Consider the following 24,605-nt stretch of genomic DNA (forward strand, 5'->3'; position numbering starts at 1 on the left):
CATGGTACGGGTGCGCCGGCCCTGGGGCGGTCACGAAGGTGTCGGCGCAGCTCAGAGGTCAGATCTCCGCCTCCGCCGCGGCGGATCCGGCCGGGCAGGACCCGCGGCCGGCGGTGCGGGCCGGGACGTCGTCCTCGCCGGCGGTCTCGGAACAGGACAGGAAGCCGCTGCCGGTCCCCTCCCAGGTCCGTACCCGGCCCCGGACCGGCTCCGCGCTCCCGCACGTGTACGTGAAGTCGGCCTCCACGAGGTCGATCCAGCCCCACGCGTAGTACGCGCCCTTCAGGTCGCCGGTCGCCACCTCGAAGTAGTGGTCCTCGTCCGCGCGCTCGGTCTCCGACGGTCCCGCGAGGGGCTCCTCGGTCCTCAGGCGGGCGCCCAGCGCCCTGATCACACCGGCGGCGCCGACGCCCCGGGGCGCGCCGGTCACGGAGGGACGGCGGACGGGGTCGCCGACGGGCTCGAGGCGGGCCTCGTAGGAGTCGGTCTCCTCCTCGATCCGGATCGGGTCGGCCATCGCGGTCAGCTCCTGCGTCCGCCGGATCCCGGACCACGCGTAGGCCCCGTCCGCGCACGCCGTGGCCGCGGCCTTCCCTTCCCCGTCGCCGCCCGGGTCCCCCGTGCATCCCGCGAGACCCGCCACCAGGGCCGCGACGGTCAGCCCCGCCGCCACCGGACGTCGTAGCGCCACACCGCGCATCCGCGGCTCCTCTTCCCCCGTGTGCGGCCGCCCGGCGGCCGCACCATGATCCTGTCGGTCCCATGGTGCGGGCACCGGGCGGGGGGCCACAAGCGCTTTGAGCGTGTGCTGAGCTACCCGGCGGACGGGACGTCGGGCGACGGGCCCGCCGCCGGCTTCGCGCCCTTCTTCAGGAAGCCCATGTCCTCGTACACCGGTGTGCGGAATCCGAACGCGCCGGCGTTGACCAGGTCCTTGCGGGCGGCGGTGAGCTGGGGGCGCTGGTAGAGGGGGATGGAGCCGGCCGCCGCCCAGATGCGGGAGTCGGCCTTGCGGAGCAGGGCGCGGCGCTCGGAGTCGTCGAGGGTGGTGAGGGCCTGGTCGAAGAGCTGGTCGACCTGGTCGGTGCCGACGCGGGTGTAGTTCTGCTCCACGTTCAGGGAGCCGTCGGCGGCCGGGACCGGTTTGGCGTAGACGGGGCGGGCGTCGGTGGCGGGGTAGGCGGTCGCAGGCCAGGAGTACAGGGCGAGGTCGTACTTCCCGGAGGCGATGTGGTCCTTGAAGTAGCTGGCGTCGTCGACCTTGGTGATCTTCGTGCCGATGCCGATCCGCTCCAGCATCCTCGCGATCCGGCCGGCCACGGTGTGCAGCGCGTCCGCGCCCGGTCCCGAGGGCAGGACGAAGCGGAGGGTGAGCGCCTTGCCGTCCTTGGCGACGCGGGCGCCGCCGGCCCGGGCCGGGGCGGCGGTGCCCCTGGGGGCGTAGGCGCCGGGGGCGCCGCCCTGCTGCAGGTGCCTGGTGCCGGTGCCGGAGTCGTGCGGGGCCTTGTCGTCCTCCCCGACGATGTACGTGCCGTCGTCGCCCTCGGACCCGGTGTCCTCCTCGGAGTCGCCGTCCTCCTCTCCCTCCGGTCCGGCCGCCTCCTCCCCTTCCCCCTCGTCCTTCTCCTTCTTCCCCTTCACCGGCCCGCCCGGCTCCCAGCCGGCGTCCGCGAGCAGCGCCTGCGCCTCCTCGGCGTCCTGCTCGCCGAGGGCTCCGCTGTGGTCGGCGTAGACGGCCTGGCCGGACAGGGCGAGGTGACTGCCCAGGGGCTCGGCGGGCAGGCCGAGCGGTTTCAGGACCGCCTCGGCGATGGCCCTGCGGTCCAGGGCCCGGGCCACGGCGCGGCGGACCCGCTCGTCGGCGAGGGGGCCGTCGGCGCCGTTCAGGGCGAGCTGGGTGTAGGCGGGCTCCAGTGACGCGCGCACCTCGAAGCCGGCCAGGGCCTTCTGCCGGCGGGCGCGCTTCCCGGCCTTCTCGCGCAGCTTCCCGCGGGCGGAGACCTCCTCGTCGGCGGCCTCCTCGTCGGAGCCGTGGGCGACGGCCCAGGAGCGCAGCGCGGCCGCGGCGGACCGGGCGGCCCCGGGGCCCGCCAGAGGGTTGTCCCCGCTCCGCGGCAGCGCGGCGGCGGTGATGCGGCGGGCGGCGCCCGGGCCGATCTCGGCCAGGTCGACGGTTCCGGCGCCGAGCGCGGAGATCCGCTTGTCGTGGGGCACGGCCCGCAGCACGATCCTCTCCAGCTTCGCCGGGTCGCCCCACCAGCGCACGTTGCGGGTGAGGGTGACCTCGTCCTTCCCGGTGTCGACCTTCTTCACCGTGAAGGGCCCGGCGGTGACCTTGAGCTTCCTGCGGGCTCCGTCGTTGAAGGAGTCGGGGGTGCCCATGACCTCCTTCGGGTACAGCGGCGTGAACAGCGATTTCCAGTCGGCGTAGGGGCGGCTGAAGGTGACCTTGACCTCGAGGTCGTTCCCGCCCCGCTCGATCTTCGCGATGCGGTCGTAGCCGGCGTTGCGGGCGGTCCAGTAGGCGGTGTCCTTGCCGGACAGGGCGCGCCACTGGGCGGCGAAGTCGGCGGCGCCGATCTCGCGGCCGTCGCTCCAGACGGCCTGCTGGTTGAGCCGGTAGAGGACCACCTGCCGGGGCTCGGTGTCGACGACCTCGGCGGATTCCAGGTAGTCGGGGTTGCGCACCGGCCGGCCCCTGCCGTCCATCCGGTACATCGAGGGCAGGACGGCCTGGGTGATCCGGGTGGTGGTGGCGTCCGCGTCCGCCTGGAAGGCGTTCAGGGTGTCCGGGACGGTGTCCACGGCCCAGCGCAGGGTGCCCCCGTCGGCGATCAGGGCCCGGTCGGCACGGGCGATGTCCGCTCCCGCGAGAGGCCTGCCCGCCGGGTCGTCGGAGCCGCATCCGGCCAGTGCGGGCACCACGAGCAGGCCGGCGGTGAGGAGGGCGACCTGGCGCAGAGCCGCGCGCGGGCCGCCGCCGTCGTGGGACATCTCTGAGTACCTCCGGAAAGCCGCGGGCGTTACGATCACTTTTGGTGGTATTTGGAGCTCATCCGACGTATGCGGCCCACTGAAGAGGAAAGGGTTCGGCAACCCGGGGCGACACGGCGACCACGGACGGCAACCCCACCCGTGCGGCTCAAGACGCCGTCCGCCGCACCCGTGCGCCTCGGCCAATCGATGCACATCCCTTCACAGCACAAGGTGTGACGCGCAACACTCTCAGGCGCATGAACGTTGCCGCCTGGGCCTGAAGAACCCGTGGAAATGAGGTCACGTCATGTCCGTGCACGACGAACTGTCATCCGTCCAGCGCTGTCTCGACGACCTGGTCCGGTCGGTGGGGCGGCTGGAGAAGCAGCTGGGCGGCGGCGGCCTGGAGATGCGCCGCGTCCGCACCGACGCCGATCACCTGCGGGAGAGCTTCGCACTGCTGCGGGAGACGGCCGCCGTCACCGCGGCCCCGCAGCGGCGGCCCGACCTCGTCACCATCTCCGACACCCCCTACGACCCCTCCCTGTGGGTGGACACGGACGACGAGGGTCTGGGCGCCCGCGGCCGTCACGCCCCCTGATCCCCGCCGATCGCGGCGTCCCCGACCCCCTACCGGAGTGGACAAGTGGCCACTGGCACGGAACCTCCCGCCACGGAACCCCGCCCGAGAAGCGGCGGTGTGAGATCCGGCACGCGCGCCGCGATCGCCGCCCCGCACCTGCGGACCGACCGCTGGTGGCTGGCCCCGGCCGCCACCGCGGCCGGGCTGCTCGCCTTCGTCGTCTACTCGACGTGGCGGGCCTTCTCGAACGCCGACTACTACGCGGCGCCGTACGTCTCGCCGTTCTACTCGCCGTGCCTCGCGGAGAACTGCGAGCCGATGCGGTCCGGGCCGAACTGGGAACTGTTCGGCACCTGGTGGGCCGTCTCCCCGGCGATCATCATCCTGATCTTCCCGCTCGGCTTCCGGCTGACCTGCTACTACTACCGCAAGGCCTACTACCGGGGCTTCTGGGCGTCCCCGCCGGCCTGCGCGGTGGCCGAGCCGCACGGGAAGTACACCGGGGAGACCCGCTTCCCGCTGATCCTGCAGAACGTCCACCGGTACTTCTTCTACGCGGCGGTCCCGGTCGCCGGCATCCTGACCTACGACACCGTGCTCGCCTTCCGCGACGAGCACTACGCGTGGGGCCACATGGGGCTCGGCACCCTGGTGTTCCTGGTCAACATCGTGCTGATCTGGGCGTACACGGTCTCCTGCCACTCCTGCCGGCACATCGTCGGCGGGAAGCTGAAGCACTTCTCCAGGCATCCGGTGCGCTACCGGATGTGGCAGTGGGTGAGCCGGCTGAACGCCCGGCACATGCAGCTCGCCTGGGCGTCGCTGCTGAGCGTGGCCCTCGCCGACCTCTACGTCTACCTCGTCGCGTCCGGTGTCCTCGACGATCCGCGCTTCTTCTAACGGGGGGCTTTGACTGATGTCCGTGGTCGACCGACAGGAGTGGGACGTCGTCGTGGTCGGGGCCGGCGGCGCGGGCCTGCGCGCCGCCGTGGAGGCGCGCGAGCGGGGTGCCCGCACGGCCGTGATCTGCAAGTCGCTGTTCGGCAAGGCGCACACCGTGATGGCCGAGGGAGGCATCGCGGCGGCGATGGGCAACGCCAACGCCGGGGACGACTGGCAGGTCCACTTCCGCGACACCATGCGCGGCGGCAAGTTCCTCAACCAGTGGCGGATGGCCGAGCTGCACGCCCGGGAGGCACCGCAGCGGGTGTGGGAGCTGGAGACCTGGGGCGCGCTGTTCGACCGGACGAAGGACGGCCGGATCTCCCAGCGCAACTTCGGCGGCCACGAGTACCCGCGCCTGGCGCACGTGGGCGACCGCACCGGCCTCGAGCTGATCCGCACCCTCCAGCAGAAGGTCGTCGCGCTCCAGCAGGAGGACTTCCGCGAGACCGGGGACTACGAGTCCCGGCTGAAGGTCTTCCAGGAGTGCACGGTCACCCGCGTGCTGAAGGACGGCGGGAAGGTCTCCGGGGTCTTCGGGTACGAGCGGGAGTCCGGGCGGTTCTTCGTCCTGGAGGCGCCCGCCGTGGTGATCGCGACCGGCGGGATCGGCAAGTCGTTCAAGGTGACGTCGAACTCGTGGGAGTACACCGGTGACGGGCACGCGCTGGCGCTGCTGGCCGGGGCCCCGCTGCTGAACATGGAGTTCGTGCAGTTCCACCCGACCGGGATGGTCTGGCCGCCGTCGGTGAAGGGCATCCTCGTCACCGAGTCGGTGCGCGGGGACGGCGGGGTGCTGCGCAACTCCGAGGGCAGGCGGTTCATGTTCGACTACGTCCCGGACGTCTTCAAGGACAAGTACGCCGAGTCCGAGGAGGAGGGCGACCGCTGGTACGACGACCCGGACCACAACCGGCGCCCGCCCGAGCTGCTCCCCCGCGACGAGGTGGCCCGCGCGATCAACGCGGAGGTGAAGGCCGGCCGCGGCTCCCCGCACGGCGGGGTCTTCCTGGACGTGTCCACCCGGATGCCGGCCGAGGTGATCAAGCGGCGGCTGCCGTCGATGTACCACCAGTTCAAGGAACTGGCGGACGTCGACATCACGGCGGAGGCGATGGAGGTCGGGCCGACCTGCCACTACGTGATGGGCGGCATCGCCGTCGACTCCGACTCGGCGGCGGCGCGCGGGGTGCCGGGGCTGTTCGCGGCCGGTGAGGTGGCCGGCGGGATGCACGGCTCCAACCGGCTCGGCGGGAACTCCCTGTCCGACCTGCTGGTGTTCGGGCGCCGGGCGGGATGGCACGCGGCCGAGTACGCGAGCGGGACCGGGGGCGCGCGGCCCCGGGTGGACGACGCACAGGTCGACGCGGCCGCCGCGGAGGCCCTGCGCCCGTTCTCCGCGGAGGGCGGGGAGCCGGCCGGGGGACCGCCGGAGAACCCCTACACGCTGCACCAGGAACTCCAGCAGACGATGAACGACCTGGTCGGCATCATCCGCCGCGGGCACGAGATGAAGCAGGCCCTGGAGAAGCTCGCCGAGCTGCGCCTGCGAGCCCGCCGGGCCGGCGTCGAGGGGCACCGGCAGTTCAACCCCGGCTGGCACCTCGCGCTCGACCTGAGGAACATGCTGCTGGTCAGCGAGTGCGTGGCCCGGGCGGCGCTGGAGCGCACCGAGTCGCGCGGCGGGCACACCCGTGAGGACCACTCCGGGATGGAGCGCGCCTGGCGCAACGTGAACCTGCTGTGCGCGCTCACCGACCCGACGGGCGGTCTCGCGGCCACCGACACGGCGAGCGGGCAGATCACCCTCACCCGCGAGACCACCGAACCCATCCGTCCCGACCTGCTCGCCCTCTTCGAGAGGGAGGAGCTGGTCAAGTACCTCGCAGAAGAGGAGCTCCACGAGTGAGCAGCTACGAGGCCCGCTTCAAGGTGTGGCGCGGGGACGTGCGGGGCGGCGGCCTGGAGGACTTCGGGGTCGAGGTGAACGACGGCGAGGTGGTCCTCGACATCATCCACCGCCTCCAGGCCACCCAGGCCCCCGATCTCGCCGTGCGCTGGAACTGCAAGGCCGGCAAGTGCGGCTCGTGTTCGGCGGAGATCAACGGGCGTCCCCGGCTGATGTGCATGACGCGCATGTCGGTGTTCGAGCGGGACGAGACGATCACCGTGACCCCGCTGCGGGCCTTCCCGGTGATCCGGGACCTGGTGACGGACGTCGGCTTCAACTACACCAAGGCCAGGGAGGTCCCCGCCTTCGTCCCGCCGGAGGGGGTCGGGCCGGGCGAGTACCGGATGACGCAGGAGGACGTGGACCGCTCGCAGGAGTTCCGCAAGTGCATCGAGTGCTTCCTGTGCCAGGACACCTGCCACGTGGTCCGCGACCACGAGGAGAACAAGCAGGCGTTCGCCGGTCCGCGCTTCCTGATGCGGGTCGCGGAGCTCGACATGCACCCGCTGGACGCGGCCGAGGAGGCCGGCCTGGACCGCGGGCGCGCGGCCCAGGAGGACCACGGCCTCGGCTACTGCAACATCACCAAGTGCTGCACGGAGGTCTGCCCCGAGGGGATCAGGATCACGGACAACGCGCTGATCCCGCTGAAGGAACGGGCGGCGGACCGCAAGTACGACCCGCTGGTGTGGCTGGGGTCGAGGATCAGGAGGCGTTAGGCCGCAGCCAGCCCTCCCGGTACTCCCTCCGGTTCGTCTCCGTCGCCGCGAAGTCGATGTACGGGGCGACGCCGAAGAGCTTCCGGTCGGGGTCCGTGCGGGAGAGGCCGAGGCGGGCGCCGCGGACGGCGGCAGCGACGGTCTCGGCGTGACCCCAGTGGTCGAAGTTGCTCTCGTGGTAGAAGGGCAGCCCGATCAGCAGGTGCGTGGTGGACGGGGTGACCTCCAGCGCGAGCGACGTCTGCTGGGCCACGTAGCCGCCGTAGGTGCCCTCCAGGGGCTGTGCGGTGTCGTACGTCATCACGGCGATCTGGTCGACGCGCCGGGCGACCTGGCCGAAGAACTCCTGCGACCACCACTTGGGGTGTTCGGCGAAGAGGCCGAACACGGAGTGGAGGGCGGGGAGCGGGTCGATCTGGTGGGCGGCCACGGACAGCTGCGCGTCCTCGGCGCGGGTGACGGCGCGCAGGTCGTCCAGGAGGGAGAGGTAGTCCCGGTCACCGGAGTGCAGCGGCTCCAGGTCGAGGTGGACGCCGTCGTAGCCCGCGTCCAGGACCTGGCCGGCGCTGCGCACGACGGCGGCGCGGGTGGCGGCACGGTCCAGGTGCAGGCCGTCGGGGCCCCCGTTGGCGAGGACGTCCCCGAGGAAGGCCTGGACGCGGACGCCCGGCAGCTCCCGGTGCACGGCGTCGGTCAGCCAGCGGGCACGCGGGTACGCCGACTCCGGCAGGGTCCCGTCGTGCTCCAGCGGCCCGGAGTGGACGTACAGGTCACGGATCCCGGTGCCCTCGAGGCGGCGGGCCAGGGCGGTGACGTCGGCGTCCTTCTTCCGTCCGTCGACCCAGGCGTGCCCGAGCCACATGGCGTCCCGGTCGCGGGTGTACGTGCCGTCCGCCGGGTCCCCCATGTAGGTGACGCGCAGGGCCGTCTCGACGGCGAGGAGGGGGACGACCAGGAGGAGCGTGACCGCCAGGGCCGTGCGCCGGGCCCGGCGGACCCAGGGCCTGCGGCGTGCGCCGGACCGTCCGTCGGGGGCCGCGGAGGAATCGCCGTCGGCGCCCCCCGCCGGTTCCCGCCGGGAAGCACCGTCGCCCGCGTCCGCCGGTTCCCGGGGCGGGCCGTCCGCCGCGGCCGCCGGCTCCTGCGGTTCCGCGCGTTCCATGCCGACTCCCCTTCTCCCGCCGGCTCCCGCAGGCTCCCGCAGGCAACCGCGTCGTTGACGTTGAAGGGAGGACGAGGGGAACGGGTGTTCCGGTTGCGGTCGCCCGACGGCGGGGGCCCGCCGTGCGTGCCGGTGGCCGTCGGGCCGTCAGAACAGGCTCAGCAGCGCCTCCGCCGGGTCGGTCAGGACGGTGTCGGCGCCGGGGAGGGGGAGTTCGAACCAGACCGTCTTGCCCCGGGGGGTGCGGCGGGAGCCCCAGGCCGCGCTGAGCAGGCCGACCAGCTGGAGGCCGCGGCCCCCCTCGTCGGTGTCGCGGGCGCGGCGGCGGCGGGGCTGGACCAGGCCGGAGTCCCAGACCTCGCAGACCAGGGTGCGGTCGAGGAGGAGACGGAGTCTGATCTCTCCCTCGCCGTACCGCAGCGCGTTGGTGACCAGCTCGCTGACCAGGAGTTCCGTGGTGTCGACCAGGGGCTCCAGGCCCCAGCCGGTCAGCTGTGCGCGGGCGTACTCACGGGCGCGGCCCACGCTGCGGGGCTCACGGGGCAGGGTCCAGTCGCCGACGGACTCGGCGGGCAGTCCCTGGACGCGGGCCATCAGCAGGGCGATGTCGTCCTCGCCGTGGTGGGTGTCGAGGGTGTTGAGGACGTGGTCGCAGACGTCCTCCAGGTTCGGGTGGGAGTCGGCGTGCCGCGCCGCCGTCGAGGGGTGGGACGGGTCCGTGAGCGCGCCCACGAAGGCCTGGAGGCCCTCGTCGAGGGGGTGGTCGCGGCTTTCGACCAGTCCATCCGTGTAGAGCGCGAGAAGGGCGCCCTCGGGCAGTTCGACCTCCACCTCCTCGAAGGGTTCCCCGCCGACGCCGAGCGGCATTCCGGGCGGGACGTCCAGCATCAGCGCGGGCTCGCCGGGTTCGACCAGGACGGGCGGCAGATGGCCCGCGTTGGCGAAGGTGCAGCGCCTGGTCACCGAGTCGTAGACGGCGTAGACACAGGTCGCCAGGTAGACCTCGGAGAGGTCGGCCTCGCGGGGGCGGCGGGCGGCCCGGGTGGCCTGCTGGACGCCTCCGGGGGCGCCCAGGCCCCGGGCGATCTCGTCCAACTGGGACAGGACCTCGGCGGGTTCCAGGTCGAGCTGGGCCAGGGTCCGTACGGCGGTGCGCAGTTCGCCCATGGCGACGGCCGCGCGCAGACCGCGTCCCATGACGTCGCCGACGACCAGCGCGGTGCGGTGGCCGGGGAGTTCGATGACGTCGAACCAGTCGCCGCCGACCTCGCCGGTCCGGCCGGTGGCCGCGTTGCCGGGCAGGTAGCGGCAGGCGATGTCGAGGCCGGAGGCCTCGGGGTCGCCGGGCGGGAGCAGGGAGCGCTGCAGTATCAACGCGCGTTCGTGCTCGCGCCGGTAGAGGCGGGCGTTGTCGATGCAGACGGCGGCGCGGGCGGCCAGTTCGACCGCGAGGTCGCGGTCGCGGTCGCCGAACGGCTCGCTGCCCTTGGTGCGGGCGAACCGGGCGAGGCCCACCACGGTGTCGTGGGCGACCATCGGCACGGCGAGCGTGGACTGCACCAGCCCGCCCTCCTCGCCGGGGACGCTCTGCGGGCGGGCGGTGCGCAGGGCGTCCGCGCAGGGCGAGTTGAAGGGGTAGTGGTGGACGGCGCCCAGCTTCACCGGCTCCCCGACGCCGCTGAACGGCGCGTCGGACACGGCACTGGCGAAGGCGACGCGGCGCACCTCCGCACTGCCGTCGGCGAGTCCCGGGGGGGTCTCGTCGCCGACCAGCAGTCCCTGGTACAGGTCGACGGTGGCCAGGTCGCAGAAGCCGGGGACGACGACGTCCAGGAGTTCCCGGGCGGTGGTCTCCAGGTCGAGGGAGTTGCCGATCCGGGCGCCCGCCTCGTTGAGGAGGGCGAGGTTGCGCCGTGCGGCGGCGGCCTCGCGGGCGGCGGCGCGACGGGCGGTGATGTCGGTTCCCAGCCAGGCGATGCCGATGGGCCGGCCGCTGCCGCTGTGCACCCGGTAGAGGTTCACGGACCAGTGGCGGCGCTCCTCGGAACCCGGCACGAAGCCCGTGACGTGCATGTCCGTGATGGAGTCGCCGGTCTCCAGCACCCGGCGCAGGGTCGCGGCGACCCGCTCGGCCTCGCCGCGCGGCAGGTAGTCGTGCACGCCCTTGCCGCGGTGGTCGTCCGGGACGCCGCCGAAGATGGACGCGAACCGCTGGTTGGCGCGACGCACCCGCAGGTCGGCGTCGATCAGCAGGAAACCGAACGGGGATTGGCCGAATATGGCCTGCGAGGCGGCGAGATCCGTCTCGATGCGGCGCAGGGTGCGGACGTCCACGACGATGCAGACGGCGGCCTTCTCGCCCTCCTCGGTCCGCGTCGGCATGACGTAGACCTCGGCGAGGCCCTCCCGCTCGCGCTCGTCCGCCACCAGGGCGGCCGACAGCCGGAAGGGCACCACTCCGGTCCACTCCCGGCCGTCGAGGATCTCGGCCATCTTGCGCTGGCCGCGCTCCCGCCGCACCGGCTCGACGAACGCCTCGATGGGGTCCATGCCGACGGCGCGTTCGGCGGGGATGCCGAAGACCTGCTCGGCGCGCAGGCTCCACTGGTCGACCAGCCCGTCCGGGCCGATGGAGAAGGAGGCGACCTTGACGTAGTCGTACAGGGAGCCGGGCGGGCTGGTCTGCCACATCACGTCGGCGGACGGAGCGTCGCCGGGGAGGAGGCCGTCGACGGCCCCGCTCCTCGCGCCGCCCGACGGGTCCTCGGACTCCGTGGCCTTCGCTGGTATCTCGCTCACGCGAACCGTCCCCTCCAGCTCACCGCGTCCGGCACCGGTCACCGGGGGCGGCTGCCCGCAGTATCCAGCACTACGGCGCCGCACAACACGGTGTTCACGATCACAGCACGGTCCCGATGCTTTTCGGTCCGCGCCGTGAGAACACTTCCAGTCTTCTAACCAGCGAACACGTCGTCGAACCCCTTCTTCGACAACCGTCGCGCCCCCGGGCCGGTCACTCGACGGAAAGGGCGGGCGCGTACACCGTGAACGGGCGTGCGACGCCTCATCTCGGCACCGCGAGTTCGAACCACACGGTCTTGCCGGCGGCACCCGGCCGGGTGCCCCAGCGGCGCGAGGCGGAGGCCAGCATCTGCAGTCCGCGGCCGCCCTCGTCCTCGGGCCGGGCGACGCGTTCGTGCGGGGGCTCGGGGAGGGTGTCGGAGACCTCCACCAGGAGGACACCGCCGAACTCCGCGGGGCGGGTCAGGCGCACGCCCACGGGGCCGGTGGCGTACCGCAGGGCGTTGGTGACCAGTTCGCTGACCAGCAGGGCCGCGAGATCGCCGATGCTGTCGAGGCGCCACAGGCGCAGTTGGTCGCGGACGGCACCACGGGCGGCGCGCACGGTTCCCGGGGCTGCCGGGAAGGTCCACGCGGCGTGGTCGCCGTCGGTGTCGATCACGCGGATCACTTCCCCGCCGAGGGAGTCCACCCATGTCCGGTCTCATGGGGTTAAGGGGCATATACCCGATATGGCGGGCGGAGTACCGCGCGCGACGGCGCATCGTGGCACGGGCGGCGCGGGAAGGCGCCCACGCACCGTCCTGCCCGCCCCCGTACGCCGCACCCGCGCTTCACCCGCTCTCCGGGAGGCCGAGACGGGCGAGGACGCCGCGGACGGCGGGCACGTCGTGGTCGAGCCAGTCGACGTCCCAGACCCGGCCGGGGGCGAGCCAGCGCAGCTCGTCGTGGTCCTCCAGGGGCCGGGGGGCGGGCGATCCGGGGCGCAGGCGCGCGATCCACACCCGCATCACGTACGGCGTCCGCAGCGGCCACTCCCCCGGGACGCGCTCCGCGGTCTCGGCGTCGACGCCGAGCTCCTCGCGCAGTTCCCGCACGACGGCCGCCTCCGGGGCCTCGCCCGGTTCGACCTTGCCGCCGGGCAGCTCCCAGCGCCCGGCCAGTTCGGCGGGTGCGCTCCGGCGGGCGGCGAGCAGCCGCCCCTCGTGCCACAGGGCCGCACCGACCACCACGATCCGCTCGCTCATGCGCCGGAGCCTACGGGAGGCACGAGCAGGGCCCCGCCGGCGGTCCGGGTCAGCCCGCGGACGTTCCGTTCCGGTCGATCCGCTCGACCCAGTAGAGCTGCTTGTGCCCGCGCCCGTCGAGGCTGTCCGCGATCCTCTCGGCCTCGGCGCGGGTCGCGTACCTGCCCACCCGGTAGCGATTGCCGTTGTCGTCCTGACGCACGACGAGCCAGGGAAGAGTCACCGTGCCGTCGTTCATCGCTCCCCTTGCCTTCCCGTCCACGACCGGCGCCGCGCCCCGCCCGATAAGGAAACCCCAGTCCGCATATGCCCGAGCCTACGCCTTCGCTTCACTGAGCGAATACGCCTTTTCACAAAGAGGCACACAACCAGCCAGAACGCGGGGGGCGCACGGGGGTGGACGCGCCGTGCGGGGAGACCGCCGCGTCCGGTCGGCGGCAGGGGGCGCGATGCGTCGCGCTCCGTGGGCGACCTGGGAGAACGGCCGGATCGCCACGGTGCGGGAGCGGCGGCGCCCCGGACGGCGCGCCGGAGCGGAGGCGGACCGGGGCGCTCAAGGGCGCGCGACGGGTCCGCGGAGGGGCGCGTGGATCACCGGGAAGGGGCGGCGGGGTGCGCGGCGGGCCACTCCGGGGAGGGCGAACGGCGAGGGGACGGGACGGCGAGGGCGCGGGGGCGCGCCGCCGTCCCGCCTCCGGGCCCGCTACTTCACCGGGAGGTGGTAGGCCGCCCGGTAACGGTCGGCCGGGATGACCACGTCGGCGGTCTCGACCGGCCGTCCCGAGGCGAAGTAGGTGCGCTGGATGACCAGGACGACATGTCCGGGGACGCCGCCCAGCAGCACCAGCTCCTCGGCGAGTCCGGGACGGGCGCCGACCTCCTCGGTCACGTTGTCCACGATCACGTCGATGGCGCGCATGCGCTCGACGACGCCCATGCCGCCGAGCGGCCCCTCCTCGGGCAGCATCACGGGGGTCCGGCCGGTGAGGGCGAGCGGCTCCCAGGAGGTGGAGAGCATCATCGGCTCCCCGGCCTCCCGGAAGACGTACTCGGTGCGCATCACACGGTCGCCGGGCTCGATGCCGAGCCGCTCGGCGACCGCCTCGTCGGCCTCGGTCCGCTCGCTGCTGGACTCCCAGGTGCCCCGGACGCCCGCGTCGGCCTGCTCCTGGCGGAACGGCGTGGCCCCGCGCTCGGGACGGAACCCGGAGCGGGCGATCCGCCGGGGCACCGGCCGCTCGCGCACGTACGTCCCGGAGCCGGAGCGGCCCTCCACGAGCCCCTCCGCCATCAGCACCTTGCGCGCCTCCAGCGCGACCGTGTCCGAGACGCCGTACTCCTCGCGGATCCTCGCCTGGGAGGGGAGCCGGGTGTGCGGCGGCAGCCGGCCGTCGACGATCTTCTTGCGGAGATCACCCGCGACGCGCAGGTACGCCGGCTGCTCACCGAATGTCACGGGCCGCTCCCATCAGGCTGTACAGACAGCAACAGCGTGGCAACCGTGGGTTGTCCCGGGCAAGCAAAGGCCAGAGAATCACTCGATGTGATGACATCTGCCGGGTGAGGGCTTCACGCAGGCACTTTCTCCCCGCTATAGCAGCCGTCACACCTTCCTTTCGCCCCTCCGGTGTCGCGCCCGGCCTCCTCACCGCCCTCCGGCGGCGTGGCGGTCGGCCCCGGGGGCATGGCACACGGTGACCGACATATGAGGATCGGTCACGTCCCGGTCCGCGCCGGCGGCCCCGGCGGCCCTCGCCCGCACCTCCCCTCCGCCGGGCGGGCCGACGGCCGGGGGCGGAGGTACGGACACGAGCCGCATCGCGAGTGCGGGGCGGCGGGGCCCGTTCCCGGACGTCTCCCCCGGGGGCGAAGGTCCTGCGCGGCGACCGGCGCTCCCCCGCGCTGTCGCCGGCGCACGGCTTCCAGGTGCCGCCGGCGGTGCCGTCAGTCGTCGAAGGCCGTGGCGCGGGTGCGCTTCTCCCACGCCAGGACCTCCTCGCGGACCTGGTCGAGGTGGCCGAGGACCGCGCTGACGCCGTCGTCGCCGAGCGGCAGCCGCAGGGGGGCGTCCGCCGCCTCGAGGGCGGCCAGGATCAGGGCGGCCGCCTTCGCCGGGTCGCCGGGCTGGGAGCCGTCGCCGCCGGCCACGGCGGAACGGGTCTCGGCGACCTTGGGGTACAGCCCGCTGTCCGGGCTGGCCCCGGCCCGGCCCGTCTCGAACAGGCCGGTCCGGAACGCCCCCGGCTCGACGATCAGCACCTTGACGCCGAAGTCCCGCACCTCGTCCGCGAGCGCCTCCGACATGCCCTCCAGCGCGAACTTGGTGCCGCTGTACGCCGCGAAACCGGCGAAGGACATCTGGCCGCCCATGCTGCTCATCTGCACGATCGCCCCCGAGCGCCGCTCGCGCATGCCGGGCAGGACGGCGCGCACCAGCGCGGCCGGGCCGAGGACGTGCACGTCGAACAGCGCGCGCAGCTCGTCGTCGGAGGTCTCCTCGAAGGCCCCGACGTGGGTCCGCCCCGCGTTGTTGACCAGGACGTCGATCCGCCCGTGCCGCGCCACCACGTCCCGCACCGCCGCCTCGGCGCCCGCCGTGTCGGCGACGTCCAGGCGCAGCGCCTCCACCTGGTCGGGGTGGGCGGCCACCAGGTCCTCCAGCGCCTCGGGCCGGCGGACCGCGCCGACCACCACGTCGCCGTCGGCGAGGGCCGCCTCGGCGATCGCCCGTCCGAACCCGCTGCTCGCGCCCGTGATCAGCCACACCTTGTTCATGTCGGTTCCCGTCCGTCGCCTGACCGTGCCGGTTAGGTGAACTACCTTTTCAGCACGCCGAGTTGCCTGTCCAAGATCCCCGGTGATAACCGATGGGCATGACGACGGACGTGCACGTGAGGGACCTGCGCTCCTTCCTGACCGTGGCCGAGGAACTGCACTTCACACGCGCCGCCGAGCGCCTGTACGTGTCGCAGCCCGCGCTGAGCAAGCAGGTGCGGGCGCTGGAGCGGCAGTTGGGCGTGGAGCTGTTCCACCGGGACCGGCGGGGCGTGGCCCTCACCGAGGCCGGCGCGGCGCTGCTGCCGCACGCGCGGCGGGTACTGGCCGTGTGGGAGGAGGGGGCCGCCGCGGTGGAGCGGACCCGGGCGGCGCGGCGCGGCACGCTGGTGGTGGGCATGAGCACCAGCCCGGGCCGCGGCGGTCTGCTCCCGGCGATCCGCTCCCGCTTCACCGCCGCGCACCCCGAGGCGGTGGTCCGGCTGCGGCAGGTGAGCTGGGAGGACCCGACGGCGGGCCTGGCGGACGGCGAGACGGACGTGGCGTTCGTCTGGCTGCCGCTGCCGGACCCCGGGCGCTACGCCTGGACGGTGGTCGCCGAGGAGCCGCGCCTGGTCGCCCTCCCCGACGCCCATCCCCTGGCCGCCCGGGCGGAACTCACCCTCGCCGACCTGGCGGACGAGCCGTTCCTGGCCCTGCCCCCGAGCGCGGGCGTCCTGCGCGACCACTGGCTCGCCCTCGACGAACGCCCCGGCGGCCCGCCCCGCGTCGGCGCGGAGATCTCCGGCACGGAGGAGACGTACGAGGCCCTGGTGGCGGGCCTGGGCGTCTGCTTCGTCGCCACCGGCAACGCCCCGCTCATCACCCTCGGCGGCGTCACCACCCGTCCGGTCCGCGACCTCTCCCCCAGCCGGTACGCCCTGGCCTGGCGGACGCGGGACGCCGGCCGGCCGTTGGTCCGGGGGTACGCGGAGGCGTGCCGGGGGGTGACCCGGCTTCCCCATGCGCAGGAACCGGCGACACTTTCGAATGAAAGGGTCCGCAACTTTCCGCTCCGTCCCGGCGTGCGCCCGGGCTGACGGCAGCCTCCTCACCCGTGAGGACGGCCCCGCGTCGACATCTCCACCGTGCTGACCTGCGGTGACATCCGGTACATGTCAAATCATATGACTTTTATTGACCCGTTATCTGGTGCCTGCCATGATGTTGCACGCCGGGCGGGCAGTCGAATGTCATCCGCATCGACTTCGAATGTTTCGCCGACCGGGTCCCGCAGGATCCGTCTGCTCGTTGTTTCCGCGCGCCTCGCCGGAGATCGCCCAATGGCGGGAATCCCCGGCACGCGCCGCGAAGAGCATCCGCACATCGTCGTGCACGGCCCGACCGAGTCCCTCGCGCCCCCACGGCCCCGCCGTACCGCGCGACGGACCGAACCCGCCGGAGCACGGCACCCCCGCTCCGGCAGCGGCGAGGCGTCGCCGAACGGAGGTTTACGCTGTTGTCCGTCGACCAGATGATCGAGTTACCGGGCCTGGACCGGATCCGCACCCGGGACCCCAACAACCACCTGCACTGCCGCAAGACCCAGCTCCTCGCGTACGTCGGCAGCCGCACCCCCTGGTCCGACCTGCTGATGTACCGGGCCCTGGGCTCCACTTCGGCCATCCACCGCCACTGCCACCTGCGCGGCGGGGACCGCTGGGCGTTCGACGCCCCGTACGTGAACGACGACGACCTGCGCCTGCTCGGGTTCGAGGTGCTCTCGGCAGGGGCCGTGGACCTGGCCCGCTTCGAGTCCGGCCTGACCGACCTCCTCGCCGCGGGACAGCCGGTGTTCTTCTACGCGCCCCGGCACCACTTCCCGCACTGGGTGGAGTTCATGCGCCGGGTCGGCACGCTCCCCGAGGAGCACCGGCTCCTGCACTCCTTCCTCGTCTGCGGGGCGAGCGGCACCGACGTCCTGCTGGTCGACAACACCGCCGACGACCACGAGTACTTCCCGCTGACCGTGGGATGGGACGTGCTGCGCGACGGCTACGCCCGGGAACCCGAGCGCTGGTTCACCGGCTGCGCCACCGTCCGGCAGGTGGCCGAGCCCGACCGGGACGGGTTCGAGGACGCCTACCGCGCGTTCCTGGCCGGCTTCCGCGACGGTTTCGAGCTCTACGACGTCATCGGCGACAACCTCGTCGTGGAGCGCGCGTCGGTCGCCGCCGCCTACCGCGCGCCCGGCGTCAACAGCATGGCGCTGCTGGCCGGTTCGCGGACCCTGTTCCACCGGTTCCTGGCGCTCACCGAGCACAGCGAGCGGGTCCGCGCCGCCTACGCCCGCGTCGCGCAGCTGGCCACCGTGCTGTCGGACCGGGTCACCGCCTTCCAGGCCGGGCTGCCCGCCCTGCCGGCGGACCGGATCCGCCGCGGCCTCACGCAGCTGCGGCTGCACGAACAGCGGGCGGCGCGGCTCCTCGTCGACGAGGCGGCCGCCCTCCCACAGATCCTGCCGGTCCCGGCCCGTGGCCGGTGACCGCCTCACACGGGGAAGAGAAGTGCGACGGTTATACCTGTTCAGCGGCATGGCGGGCGTACAGGGCCCGCCGCTCGCCGCACTGCGGGCGCTGTACGCCCGGCCGGAGAACGCGCGGTACTTCACCGCCGCGACCGAGGCGGTGGCGCGCGTGCTCGACCACGTCGGCCCGGACGCCTACCGCCGGGAGCTGCCCGGCGGCATCCCGCTGACCGCCTGGCTGCGCGGCGACCCGCCGGACGCGGGCGCCCTGGAACACTCCATCGTGGACGGCCTGTGCGCCCACATCTACCAACTGTGCCTGCTGCAGCCCGCCGTAGGCCGCGCGGACGGCGACCGGCCCGCGCCGGTGGCCGCCATCGGCCACAGCCTGGGCCTGATCGGCGCGATGGCCGCGGGACTGGGGGTGAGCGGCCGCCGGCCGTACACGGCGCTCTGCCACGACCTGATCGCGATGACCGCGCTGGCGCTGATCCGCTGCCATCAGCTGACACCGCCGCGGAAGGGTGCGGCCACACCGATGGCGGCCGTGACGGGCGTGCCGGCCGAGGAGCTGCGCGCGCTGGCGGCGGACTCCCCGGTGCACCTGGCCCTCACGAACTCCGGCCGCTCGCACGTGCTGGCCGGGGACCCGGCCGACCTCGCCGGCTTCCGGGCGGAGCACGCGCGGCGACTGGCCGAGCCGGGGGTGGGGTGGACCTACCTGCGCAGCACCGCGCCGTTCCACACGCCGCTCCTGGAGCCGGCGGTGCGCGCGACGCTGGAGGAACGGCACTTCATGACGTTCCCGCTCACCGGCGACCGGCTGGCCGTACCGGTGTACGTCGCCGACGCGCCGGTCAACCTCCAGCACCGCGGTGACCTGCTGCCGGACGTCCTCGCCCACGCGGTGTGCCGCCCGCTGGACTGGCCCGGCACGGTCCGCGCCGCGGTCGAGGACTGCCGGCCCGACCAGATCGTCGACTTCGGACCGGGCCCGTCGGCCCGGGTGTTCACCCGGGAGACCCTGCGCGACGGCCACCACGGCCTGCGCTACCGCAGCGTCCCCGCACCGACCGCCTGAGTGAAGGAGCGTCCACGCATGCACTGTCTGGTCTTCCCCGGCCAAGGCGTACAGCGCAGAGGCATGGGAGGGGAACTGTTCGAGCGGTATCCGCGGGAGACCGCGGCCGCGAGCGAGGTGCTCGGCTACTCCGTGGCGGACCTGTGCCGCGACGACCCCGACGACCGGCTCGCCGACACCCGCTACGCGCAACCGGCCGTCTTCCTCGTCAACGCGCTGTCCTGGATGGACCTCGAGCGCGCCGGCCGGCGGTACGACTACGTCGCCGGGCACAGCCTGGGCGAGTTCAACGCGCTGATGGCCGCCGGCGTCATCGACCTGATGGACGGCCTGGCCCTGGTCCGGCGCCGCGCCGAGCTGATGGCCGACGTCACCCGCGGCGCGATGGTCGCGGTGGTCGGGCCGAGCCCGGCACAGGTCGAGGCGGTGCTGCACGGCGCCGGGCTCAACCTGGTGCACGTCGCCAACCGCAACAGCGACCAGCAGGTGACGGTGGCCGGGGACCGGCCGCAACTGGCGCTCGCGGTCAAGGCGCTGCGCGGCCGGGGCGCCCGGGTCCTGCCGGTGTCCGTCAGCGGCCCGTTCCACACCCCCCTCATGGCCCCGGCCGGCCGGGCGTTCGCGGCGGTCCTGCGCGAGTACGCGTTCCACGCCGGGCACACGCCGGTGATGTCCAGCGTCACCGGCGCGGAGTTCACCCCGGACCAGGCGGTCCGGCTGCTCAGCGGGCAGATCCACCGCCCGGTGGAGTGGGTGCGCACGGTCCGGGCCCTGCGCGCGGCCGGCGTCGACCACTTCGACGAGGTCAACGGCACCACCCTCACCGCCTTCATCTCACGGATCGCCGCACAGCCGACGGAGGAACTCGTATGACCACGGACATCGCTGTCGTCGGACTGTCCGTCGAGGTGCCGGACGCTCCGGACCAGCACGCCTTCTGGGACGTCGTCCGCACCGGCCGCAGCCTCACCCGGCCGTTCCCGGCGCGGCGGCGCCGGGAGATCGAGGAGTACCTGCGCTACCACTGGGAGTCGGCGCTGGTGCCGGACGCCGGGGAACGGGTCGAGTTCCACGACGGCAGCTTCCTGGACCGGGTGGACCTGTTCGACCACGCCTTCTTCGGCATGACCCCGAAACAGGCCGCGGTCACCGACCCGCACCAGCGGCTGGTCCTGCGCACGATGTACCGCGCGCTGGAGGACGCCGGCTACACCGGCGAGCGGCTGGCCGGCAGCCGCACCGGCGTGTACGTCGGCTACGCCGGCAACCCCGGCGGGTCGTACCTGGACTACTTCTGCCGCATCGACCCCGCGCTGGGACAGCTCGGCATCACCGGCAACATCGTCACGATGCTGGCCAACCGGCTCTCGTACCTGCTCGACCTGCGCGGCCCCAGCATGGTGATCGACAGCGCCTGCTCGGCGTCGCTGCTGGCGCTGCACCAGGCCAGGGCCGCGCTGCTGCTGGGCGACTGCGAGATGGCCGTGGTGGCCGGCACCCGGATCGTGATGGCGCCGGTGCGCCACCCGCACACCCGGATCGGCATCGAGTCGTCCGACGGCGTGACCCGTACGTTCGACGAGGGCGCGGACGGCACCGGCTTCGGCGAGGGGTCCGGGGCGGTCGTGCTCAAGCGGCTCGACCGGGCACTGGCCGACGGCGACCAGGTGTACGCGGTCGTCAAGGGCAGCGCGGTCAACCACGACGGCAGGTCCGAGATGATGACCGCGCCGGACTCCCGCGCCCAGGCCGACCTGCTGGAGACCGCGTGGCGGGACGCGGGCGTCGACCCCCGCACGATCGGCTACCTGGAGGTGCACGGCACCGCCACCAAGGTCGGCGACCCGATCGAGTTCGAGGGGCTGCGGCGGGCGTTCGCCGCCCGGACCGACGACCGGCGCTTCTGCGCGGTGGGCACGGTGAAGGCGAACATCGGCCACCTCTTCGAGGGCTCGGGCGTGATGGGAGTGATCAAGGCCGCGCTCGCGCTGCGGCACCGCGTGATCCCGCCCCTGGCGAACTACGAGCGGCCGAACACCGCGATCGACCTCGACGACGGCCCGGTGTACGTGCCGCGGGAGGCCCTCGCGTGGCCGGAGGGGGACGGCCCCCGCCGCGCCGGGGTGAGCGCCTTCGGCCTCGGCGGGACCAACGCCCACGTCGTGCTGGAGGAGTTCACCGCGGCGCCGGCGGAGTCCGGCGAGGACCGGCCGCCCTACCTGTTCACGCTCAGCGCGCAGAGCCCGGCGTCGCTCGGCCGGCTGGTCACCCGCTACCGCGAGGCGATCGACGACGGCCGGATCGACGGCAGCGTGCGGGACGTGTGCTGGACGTCGAACGTCTCCCGCGCCGGACACCGGCACCGCCTCGCCTACACGGTCGCCGACCTGGCCGGGCTGCGGGCGGCGCTGGCGGCCACCGAGGCCGGTGGGGTGCCGGACGCCGCCGGCACCGACACCGCCCGCGCCTGGACCGGCGGCGCCGACCTCGACCTGCGGGCGCAGTACCGCGGGCCGGGTCCGCGGACCGTGCACCTGCCGCCGTACGAGTTCGACGAGACCCGGGCCTGGGTCGACTTCCCCGACACCTGGCGCGAGAGGTTCGCGCTGGCCGCGCCGCGGGTCGAGCACCCGGTGACGCACGAGGTGGGGTTCGCGCCGGCGCCGCTCGCCGAATCCGGTGACCCGTCGGCCCGCGTGCTGGCACTGGTGGGCCCGGCCGCGGCCGACGCCGTGGCCGCCGCCCTGCCGCCGGACGCGGTGCTGCGCACGCCGGACACCGAGGACACCGCGGACGCCGGACCGGACCGGCTCGCCGAGGAGCTCGTCGACGAGGGCTACACCCACCTGGTGTACGCGCTCGCCTTCGACGACGCGCCGGCGGACGGTCCCGCGGAACTGGACCGCCGCGTCGACGCGCACCTGACCGGCCTCTTCCGGCTGGCGAAGGCGCTGATGCACGCGAGCGCGACGGTCGACCTCGTGGTGCTGACCCGGCGGGCGCTGGCGGTCGTGCCCGGCGAGACGGACGTGGTCGCGGAACACGCGGCGCTCGCCGGGCTGGCCAAGGCGATCGGCCGGGAGTACCCGTACGTGACGGTCCGGCTGCTCGACGTCGACGACGCGGTGCCGGCCGCGCTGCTGCGCACGGAGATCCTCGCCGCGCAGGCCGGCGTGTACGCGCTGCGCGGCACGGACAAGTACCGCGAGTCCTTCGCCGAGCTGCCCGAGGTCCCGGCGGTCCGCGACGCGTACCTGCGGCCCGGCGGCGCGTACCTGATCACCGGCGGCCTCGGCGGCATCGGCCTGGAGACGGCCCGGCACTTCGCGGCCGGTGCCCCCGGCGTCCACCTGTACCTCCTCGGCCGCACCGCCCTGCCGCCCGAGGCCGAGTGGGACGCGGTCGCCGCCGACCCGCAGCATCCCGCCGCGGCGCGCGTCACGGCGGTCCGCGAGATCGCCGCGCTCGGCGCCTCCGTGCACCCGGTGGCCGCCGACGTCGCCGACGAGGCCGCGCTGGCGGACGTGCTGGCCGCGATCCGCGCCGCGCACGGCCGGGTGGACGGCATCGTGCACGCCGCGGGCGTGCCCGGCGACAACCTCATCGCCTACCGGGACGCCGACGAGTTCGCGTCCGTCCTGCGGCCGAAGCTGCGCGGCGCGTTCCTGCTGCACCACCTGACCCGGGACGACCGGCCCGACTTCGTGCTGCACATGTCCTCGGTGGCCGCGGTGTTCCCGGCCCTCGGGCAGGCCGACTACGCGGCCGCGAACCTCTACCTGGACCACCTGGCCCGCACGCTGAACACGCCGGAGCACCGGGTGGTCAGCGTCGGCTGGGTGGCCTGGCGGGAGGTCGGCATGGCGGTCGCCACCGGCGTCAGCGAGGACCTGGTGTTCCGGTCGCTGCGCACCCGCACCGGCCTCGACCTGATCGACGCGGCGCTGCGCGGGGACCGGGCGGGGTTCTTCGCCGGCGAGATCAACTACGGCAGCGACCTGATGAGCGTACTGCCGACGTACCACGTCGCCCTGTCCGCGGACATCGAGAGCAAGATCGAGACGGGACTGGCGGCGCTCGAGGAGCGGTCCCGGCAAAGCCTCGCCCGCGTGCGCGAGGCCGTGGAGTCCACCGAGGTACGGCTCACCGGGCGTCCGGACGACGGGTACACCGACCGGGAACGGATGGTGGGCCGCTGCCTGGCCCACACCCTCGGTCACCCGGAGATCGACGTCCACGCCGACTTCCGGGACCTGGGCGCCGACTCGATCATGGCGCTGACCATCGGCAACAGCATCTCCGCCTGCCTCGGCCGTCAGTTCGACACCATCGACCTGATGAGCGAGCGCACCGTGGCCGCCGTCGCCCGGCTCATCGAGAACAAGTACGACACGGGCGTGCCGGACGACGACGACGGCGACGACGCCTGGCTCGACGAGCTGCTGACCCTGCCCGGGGAGTGACGTGCCGGACCTGACGCGGGGCCCGGTCCTGGCCGGCATCGTCGGCACCGCGGCTCCGCTGGCCCTGGCCAATCTGCTCCAGCAGGGCTACCTGCTGGTCGACAGCGCGGTCGTCGGCCGGTACGTGGGCGTCACCGGGCTGGCGGCGCTGGGCGCGGCACAGCCGCTGTACGCGATCCTGACCTCGCTGTTCACCGGCGTCTCCGGCGCGTTCACGGTACGGCTCGGGCACCTCGCCGGCGCCGGGCGGCGTGACGATCCGAGCGCGCTGCTGGCGCTGGCGGCCTGCACCGCGGTGTGGTCGGCGCTCTGCGCCGCGGTCGCGGTCCTGGCCGCGGCACCGCTGCTGGCGCTGACCGGCGTGACCGGCGAGGTCGCCGCCGAGGCCCGGACCTTCGTGGTGACGCTGTGCTCGGGCATGGTCGCGGTCTACGCGCTCGGCGCGGTGTGCGCGGTCCTGACCGGCCGCGGCGACGTCCGCCGGGCCACCGCCCTGATGATCGCCGCGAGCGTGCTGAACGCGCTGTTCGCCTGGCTGTTCGTGGGTCCCTGGCGGCTCGGGATCGCGGGCGCGGCGCTGGCCGTGGTGGCCTCCAACGCGCTGACCGCGGCGGTCGGCCTGACCCGCCTGGTGCGCGAGCAGCGCCGGCCACGGCCGTCCGGGGCGGCCGCGGTCACGGTTGCCACGGTGCTCGCCGAGGTGCGGCGCGGCCTGCGGATCGGCGCGCCGATGGCCGTGCAGTACCTGCTGATCGGCGTCGGGGTGCTGGTGCTGGTGTGGATCATCACGCCGTTCGGTGAGGAGGCCCTGGCGGCGCTGACCGTCGTCGCCCGGCTGGAGCTGCTGACCAGCGTGCTGTTCCTCAACCTGTCCGGCGCGCTGATGGTGTTCACCGCGCAGAACACCGGCGCCGGCCGGGCCGCGCGGGTCCGCGAGGGGGTCCGTCACTCCGTGTGGCTGGGCGTCGTGCTCACCGCGGTGGTGTCCCTGCTGCTGCTGGCCGGGCGCGGGCCGATCGCCGCGCTGTTCTCCGGCAGCCCCGGGACCCGGATGGTGACCGAGCGGTACATCCTCATCACGGCGCCGTTCTTCCTGTGCTACACGCTGACGGTCGTGCTGCACGGCTGGTTCAACGGCACCGCCCGCACCGTCGTACCGCTGATCTGCACGGTGGCCTCGCTGGGCGTGGTCCGGCTGCCGTTGTCGTACGTACTGGGCCACGCGTGGGGGGTCGACGGCATCATGTGGGCGACGGTGATCGGCTGGGCCGTGGGACTGGGCTGCACGCTGCTGGCCGGCCGGCCCGAATCGGGTTGGTAATGCGTATTTTGCCCCAGGCTGGACCAGTTATAGAGATCATATTCAATATCAGGTTTATGATGTTAAACAATCGCTGA

General features: G+C 73.6%; 19 protein-coding genes and 1 pseudogene. 11 read left to right on the forward strand and 9 right to left on the reverse strand.

Features of this window, described 5'->3' with window-relative positions; all coding sequences use genetic code 11:
* Positions 1-58 precede the first annotated feature (58 nt).
* Positions 59-700 carry a hypothetical protein gene (locus tag ABTY20_RS17640; protein WP_351997908.1) on the reverse strand — a complete coding sequence of 214 codons (642 nt, stop codon included), beginning with the start codon at positions 698-700 and terminating at the stop codon, positions 59-61.
* A gap of 113 nt (positions 701-813) precedes the next feature.
* Complete coding sequence (locus tag ABTY20_RS17645) at positions 814-2,994, reverse strand: ABC transporter family substrate-binding protein (protein WP_351997909.1); 2,181 nt, start codon at positions 2,992-2,994, stop codon at positions 814-816.
* Positions 2,995-3,283: 289 nt separating this feature from the next.
* Between ABTY20_RS17645 and ABTY20_RS17650 the strand changes: the two genes are divergently transcribed.
* The 4 genes from ABTY20_RS17650 to ABTY20_RS17665 are packed head-to-tail and all read left to right on the forward strand — an operon-like array spanning position 3,284 to position 7,171.
* Complete coding sequence (locus ABTY20_RS17650) at positions 3,284-3,577, forward strand: Rv0250c family protein (RefSeq protein WP_351997910.1); 294 nt, start codon at positions 3,284-3,286, stop codon at positions 3,575-3,577.
* A 45-nt stretch (positions 3,578-3,622) separates the two neighbouring features.
* Entirely contained in the window at positions 3,623-4,459 is an 837-nt protein-coding gene (sdhC, locus tag ABTY20_RS17655; protein ID WP_351997911.1) for a succinate dehydrogenase subunit SdhC, read from the forward strand.
* Between the two features lie 16 nt (positions 4,460-4,475).
* Entirely contained in the window at positions 4,476-6,410 is a 1,935-nt protein-coding gene (locus ABTY20_RS17660) for a fumarate reductase/succinate dehydrogenase flavoprotein subunit (protein WP_351997912.1), read from the forward strand.
* A complete protein-coding gene (locus tag ABTY20_RS17665) occupies positions 6,407-7,171 on the forward strand; it encodes a succinate dehydrogenase/fumarate reductase iron-sulfur subunit (RefSeq protein ID WP_351997913.1) in 765 nt (254 codons plus the stop codon). Before ABTY20_RS17660 ends, ABTY20_RS17665 begins: the two co-directional genes overlap by 4 nt.
* Here the strand turns inward: ABTY20_RS17665 and ABTY20_RS17670 are convergent.
* From ABTY20_RS17670 to ABTY20_RS17700, 7 genes are all read right to left on the reverse strand, one after another.
* Entirely contained in the window at positions 7,158-8,333 is a 1,176-nt protein-coding gene (locus tag ABTY20_RS17670; RefSeq protein ID WP_351997914.1) for a glycoside hydrolase family 18 protein, read from the reverse strand. The two genes, ABTY20_RS17665 and ABTY20_RS17670, sit on opposite strands and share 14 nt — an antisense overlap.
* A 147-nt stretch (positions 8,334-8,480) precedes the next feature.
* Positions 8,481-11,132: a SpoIIE family protein phosphatase gene (locus ABTY20_RS17675; protein WP_351997915.1), complete on the reverse strand. Its 2,652-nt coding sequence runs from the start codon at positions 11,130-11,132 to the stop codon at positions 8,481-8,483.
* Between the two features lie 265 nt (positions 11,133-11,397).
* Entirely contained in the window at positions 11,398-11,826 is a 429-nt protein-coding gene (locus ABTY20_RS17680) for an ATP-binding protein (protein WP_351997916.1), read from the reverse strand.
* A gap of 142 nt (positions 11,827-11,968) precedes the next feature.
* The gene (locus ABTY20_RS17685) at positions 11,969-12,382 is read right to left on the reverse strand and encodes a (deoxy)nucleoside triphosphate pyrophosphohydrolase (RefSeq protein ID WP_351997917.1); all 414 of its coding nucleotides are present in this window, start codon (positions 12,380-12,382) and stop codon (positions 11,969-11,971) included.
* 49 nt (positions 12,383-12,431) lie between these two features.
* Positions 12,432-12,620: an SPOR domain-containing protein gene (locus tag ABTY20_RS17690; RefSeq protein ID WP_351997918.1), complete on the reverse strand. Its 189-nt coding sequence runs from the start codon at positions 12,618-12,620 to the stop codon at positions 12,432-12,434.
* Between the two features lie 465 nt (positions 12,621-13,085).
* Positions 13,086-13,838: a GntR family transcriptional regulator gene (locus tag ABTY20_RS17695; protein ID WP_351997919.1), complete on the reverse strand. Its 753-nt coding sequence runs from the start codon at positions 13,836-13,838 to the stop codon at positions 13,086-13,088.
* Positions 13,839-14,326: 488 nt separating this feature from the next.
* Positions 14,327-15,157: an oxidoreductase gene (locus tag ABTY20_RS17700; protein WP_351997920.1), complete on the reverse strand. Its 831-nt coding sequence runs from the start codon at positions 15,155-15,157 to the stop codon at positions 14,327-14,329.
* A 92-nt stretch (positions 15,158-15,249) separates the two neighbouring features.
* On the opposite strand from ABTY20_RS17700, the gene ABTY20_RS17705 reads away from it, so the two are divergent.
* From ABTY20_RS17705 to ABTY20_RS17735, 7 genes and pseudogenes are all read left to right on the forward strand, one after another.
* On the forward strand, positions 15,250-16,236 hold the full coding sequence (locus ABTY20_RS17705; RefSeq protein ID WP_351997921.1) for a LysR family transcriptional regulator: 987 nt from the start codon (positions 15,250-15,252) through the stop codon (positions 16,234-16,236).
* A 434-nt stretch (positions 16,237-16,670) separates the two neighbouring features.
* Positions 16,671-17,681: a hypothetical protein gene (locus ABTY20_RS17710; RefSeq protein ID WP_351997922.1), complete on the forward strand. Its 1,011-nt coding sequence runs from the start codon at positions 16,671-16,673 to the stop codon at positions 17,679-17,681.
* 22 nt (positions 17,682-17,703) lie between these two features.
* Positions 17,704-18,744 (forward strand): hypothetical protein, encoded by a 1,041-nt coding sequence (locus tag ABTY20_RS17715; RefSeq protein WP_351997923.1) that lies wholly within the window; start codon positions 17,704-17,706, stop codon positions 18,742-18,744.
* Between the two features lie 18 nt (positions 18,745-18,762).
* Positions 18,763-19,617 carry an ACP S-malonyltransferase gene (locus ABTY20_RS17720; protein WP_351997924.1) on the forward strand — a complete coding sequence of 285 codons (855 nt, stop codon included), beginning with the start codon at positions 18,763-18,765 and terminating at the stop codon, positions 19,615-19,617.
* Entirely contained in the window at positions 19,614-23,207 is a 3,594-nt protein-coding gene (locus ABTY20_RS17725) for an SDR family NAD(P)-dependent oxidoreductase (protein WP_351997925.1), read from the forward strand. Before ABTY20_RS17720 ends, ABTY20_RS17725 begins: the two co-directional genes overlap by 4 nt.
* A 1-nt stretch (position 23,208) precedes the next feature.
* Positions 23,209-24,528, forward strand: a complete 1,320-nt coding sequence (locus tag ABTY20_RS17730) for an MATE family efflux transporter (RefSeq protein WP_351997926.1) — start codon at positions 23,209-23,211, stop codon at positions 24,526-24,528.
* 28 nt (positions 24,529-24,556) lie between these two features.
* Positions 24,557-24,605: pseudogene (locus ABTY20_RS17735) on the forward strand (hypothetical protein); the annotation flags it as partial.

This window comes from Streptomyces sp. NPDC126497, from assembly GCF_040302425.1.
Taxonomy (GTDB): domain Bacteria; phylum Actinomycetota; class Actinomycetes; order Streptomycetales; family Streptomycetaceae; genus Streptomyces.

Coding starts and splice junctions, on each gene's coding strand:
- ABTY20_RS17640 (WP_351997908.1), bottom strand. CDS start 700: ATGCGCGGTGTGGCGCTACGACGTCCGGTGGCGGCGGGGCTGACCGTC.
- ABTY20_RS17645 (WP_351997909.1), bottom strand. CDS start 2,994: ATGTCCCACGACGGCGGCGGCCCGCGCGCGGCTCTGCGCCAGGTCGCC.
- ABTY20_RS17650 (WP_351997910.1), top strand. CDS start 3,284: ATGTCCGTGCACGACGAACTGTCATCCGTCCAGCGCTGTCTCGACGAC.
- ABTY20_RS17660 (WP_351997912.1), top strand. CDS start 4,476: ATGTCCGTGGTCGACCGACAGGAGTGGGACGTCGTCGTGGTCGGGGCC.
- ABTY20_RS17670 (WP_351997914.1), bottom strand. CDS start 8,333: ATGGAACGCGCGGAACCGCAGGAGCCGGCGGCCGCGGCGGACGGCCCG.
- ABTY20_RS17685 (WP_351997917.1), bottom strand. CDS start 12,382: ATGAGCGAGCGGATCGTGGTGGTCGGTGCGGCCCTGTGGCACGAGGGG.
- ABTY20_RS17690 (WP_351997918.1), bottom strand. CDS start 12,620: ATGAACGACGGCACGGTGACTCTTCCCTGGCTCGTCGTGCGTCAGGAC.
- ABTY20_RS17700 (WP_351997920.1), bottom strand. CDS start 15,157: ATGAACAAGGTGTGGCTGATCACGGGCGCGAGCAGCGGGTTCGGACGG.
- ABTY20_RS17705 (WP_351997921.1), top strand. CDS start 15,250: ATGGGCATGACGACGGACGTGCACGTGAGGGACCTGCGCTCCTTCCTG.
- ABTY20_RS17710 (WP_351997922.1), top strand. CDS start 16,671: ATGATCGAGTTACCGGGCCTGGACCGGATCCGCACCCGGGACCCCAAC.
- ABTY20_RS17720 (WP_351997924.1), top strand. CDS start 18,763: ATGCACTGTCTGGTCTTCCCCGGCCAAGGCGTACAGCGCAGAGGCATG.
- ABTY20_RS17725 (WP_351997925.1), top strand. CDS start 19,614: ATGACCACGGACATCGCTGTCGTCGGACTGTCCGTCGAGGTGCCGGAC.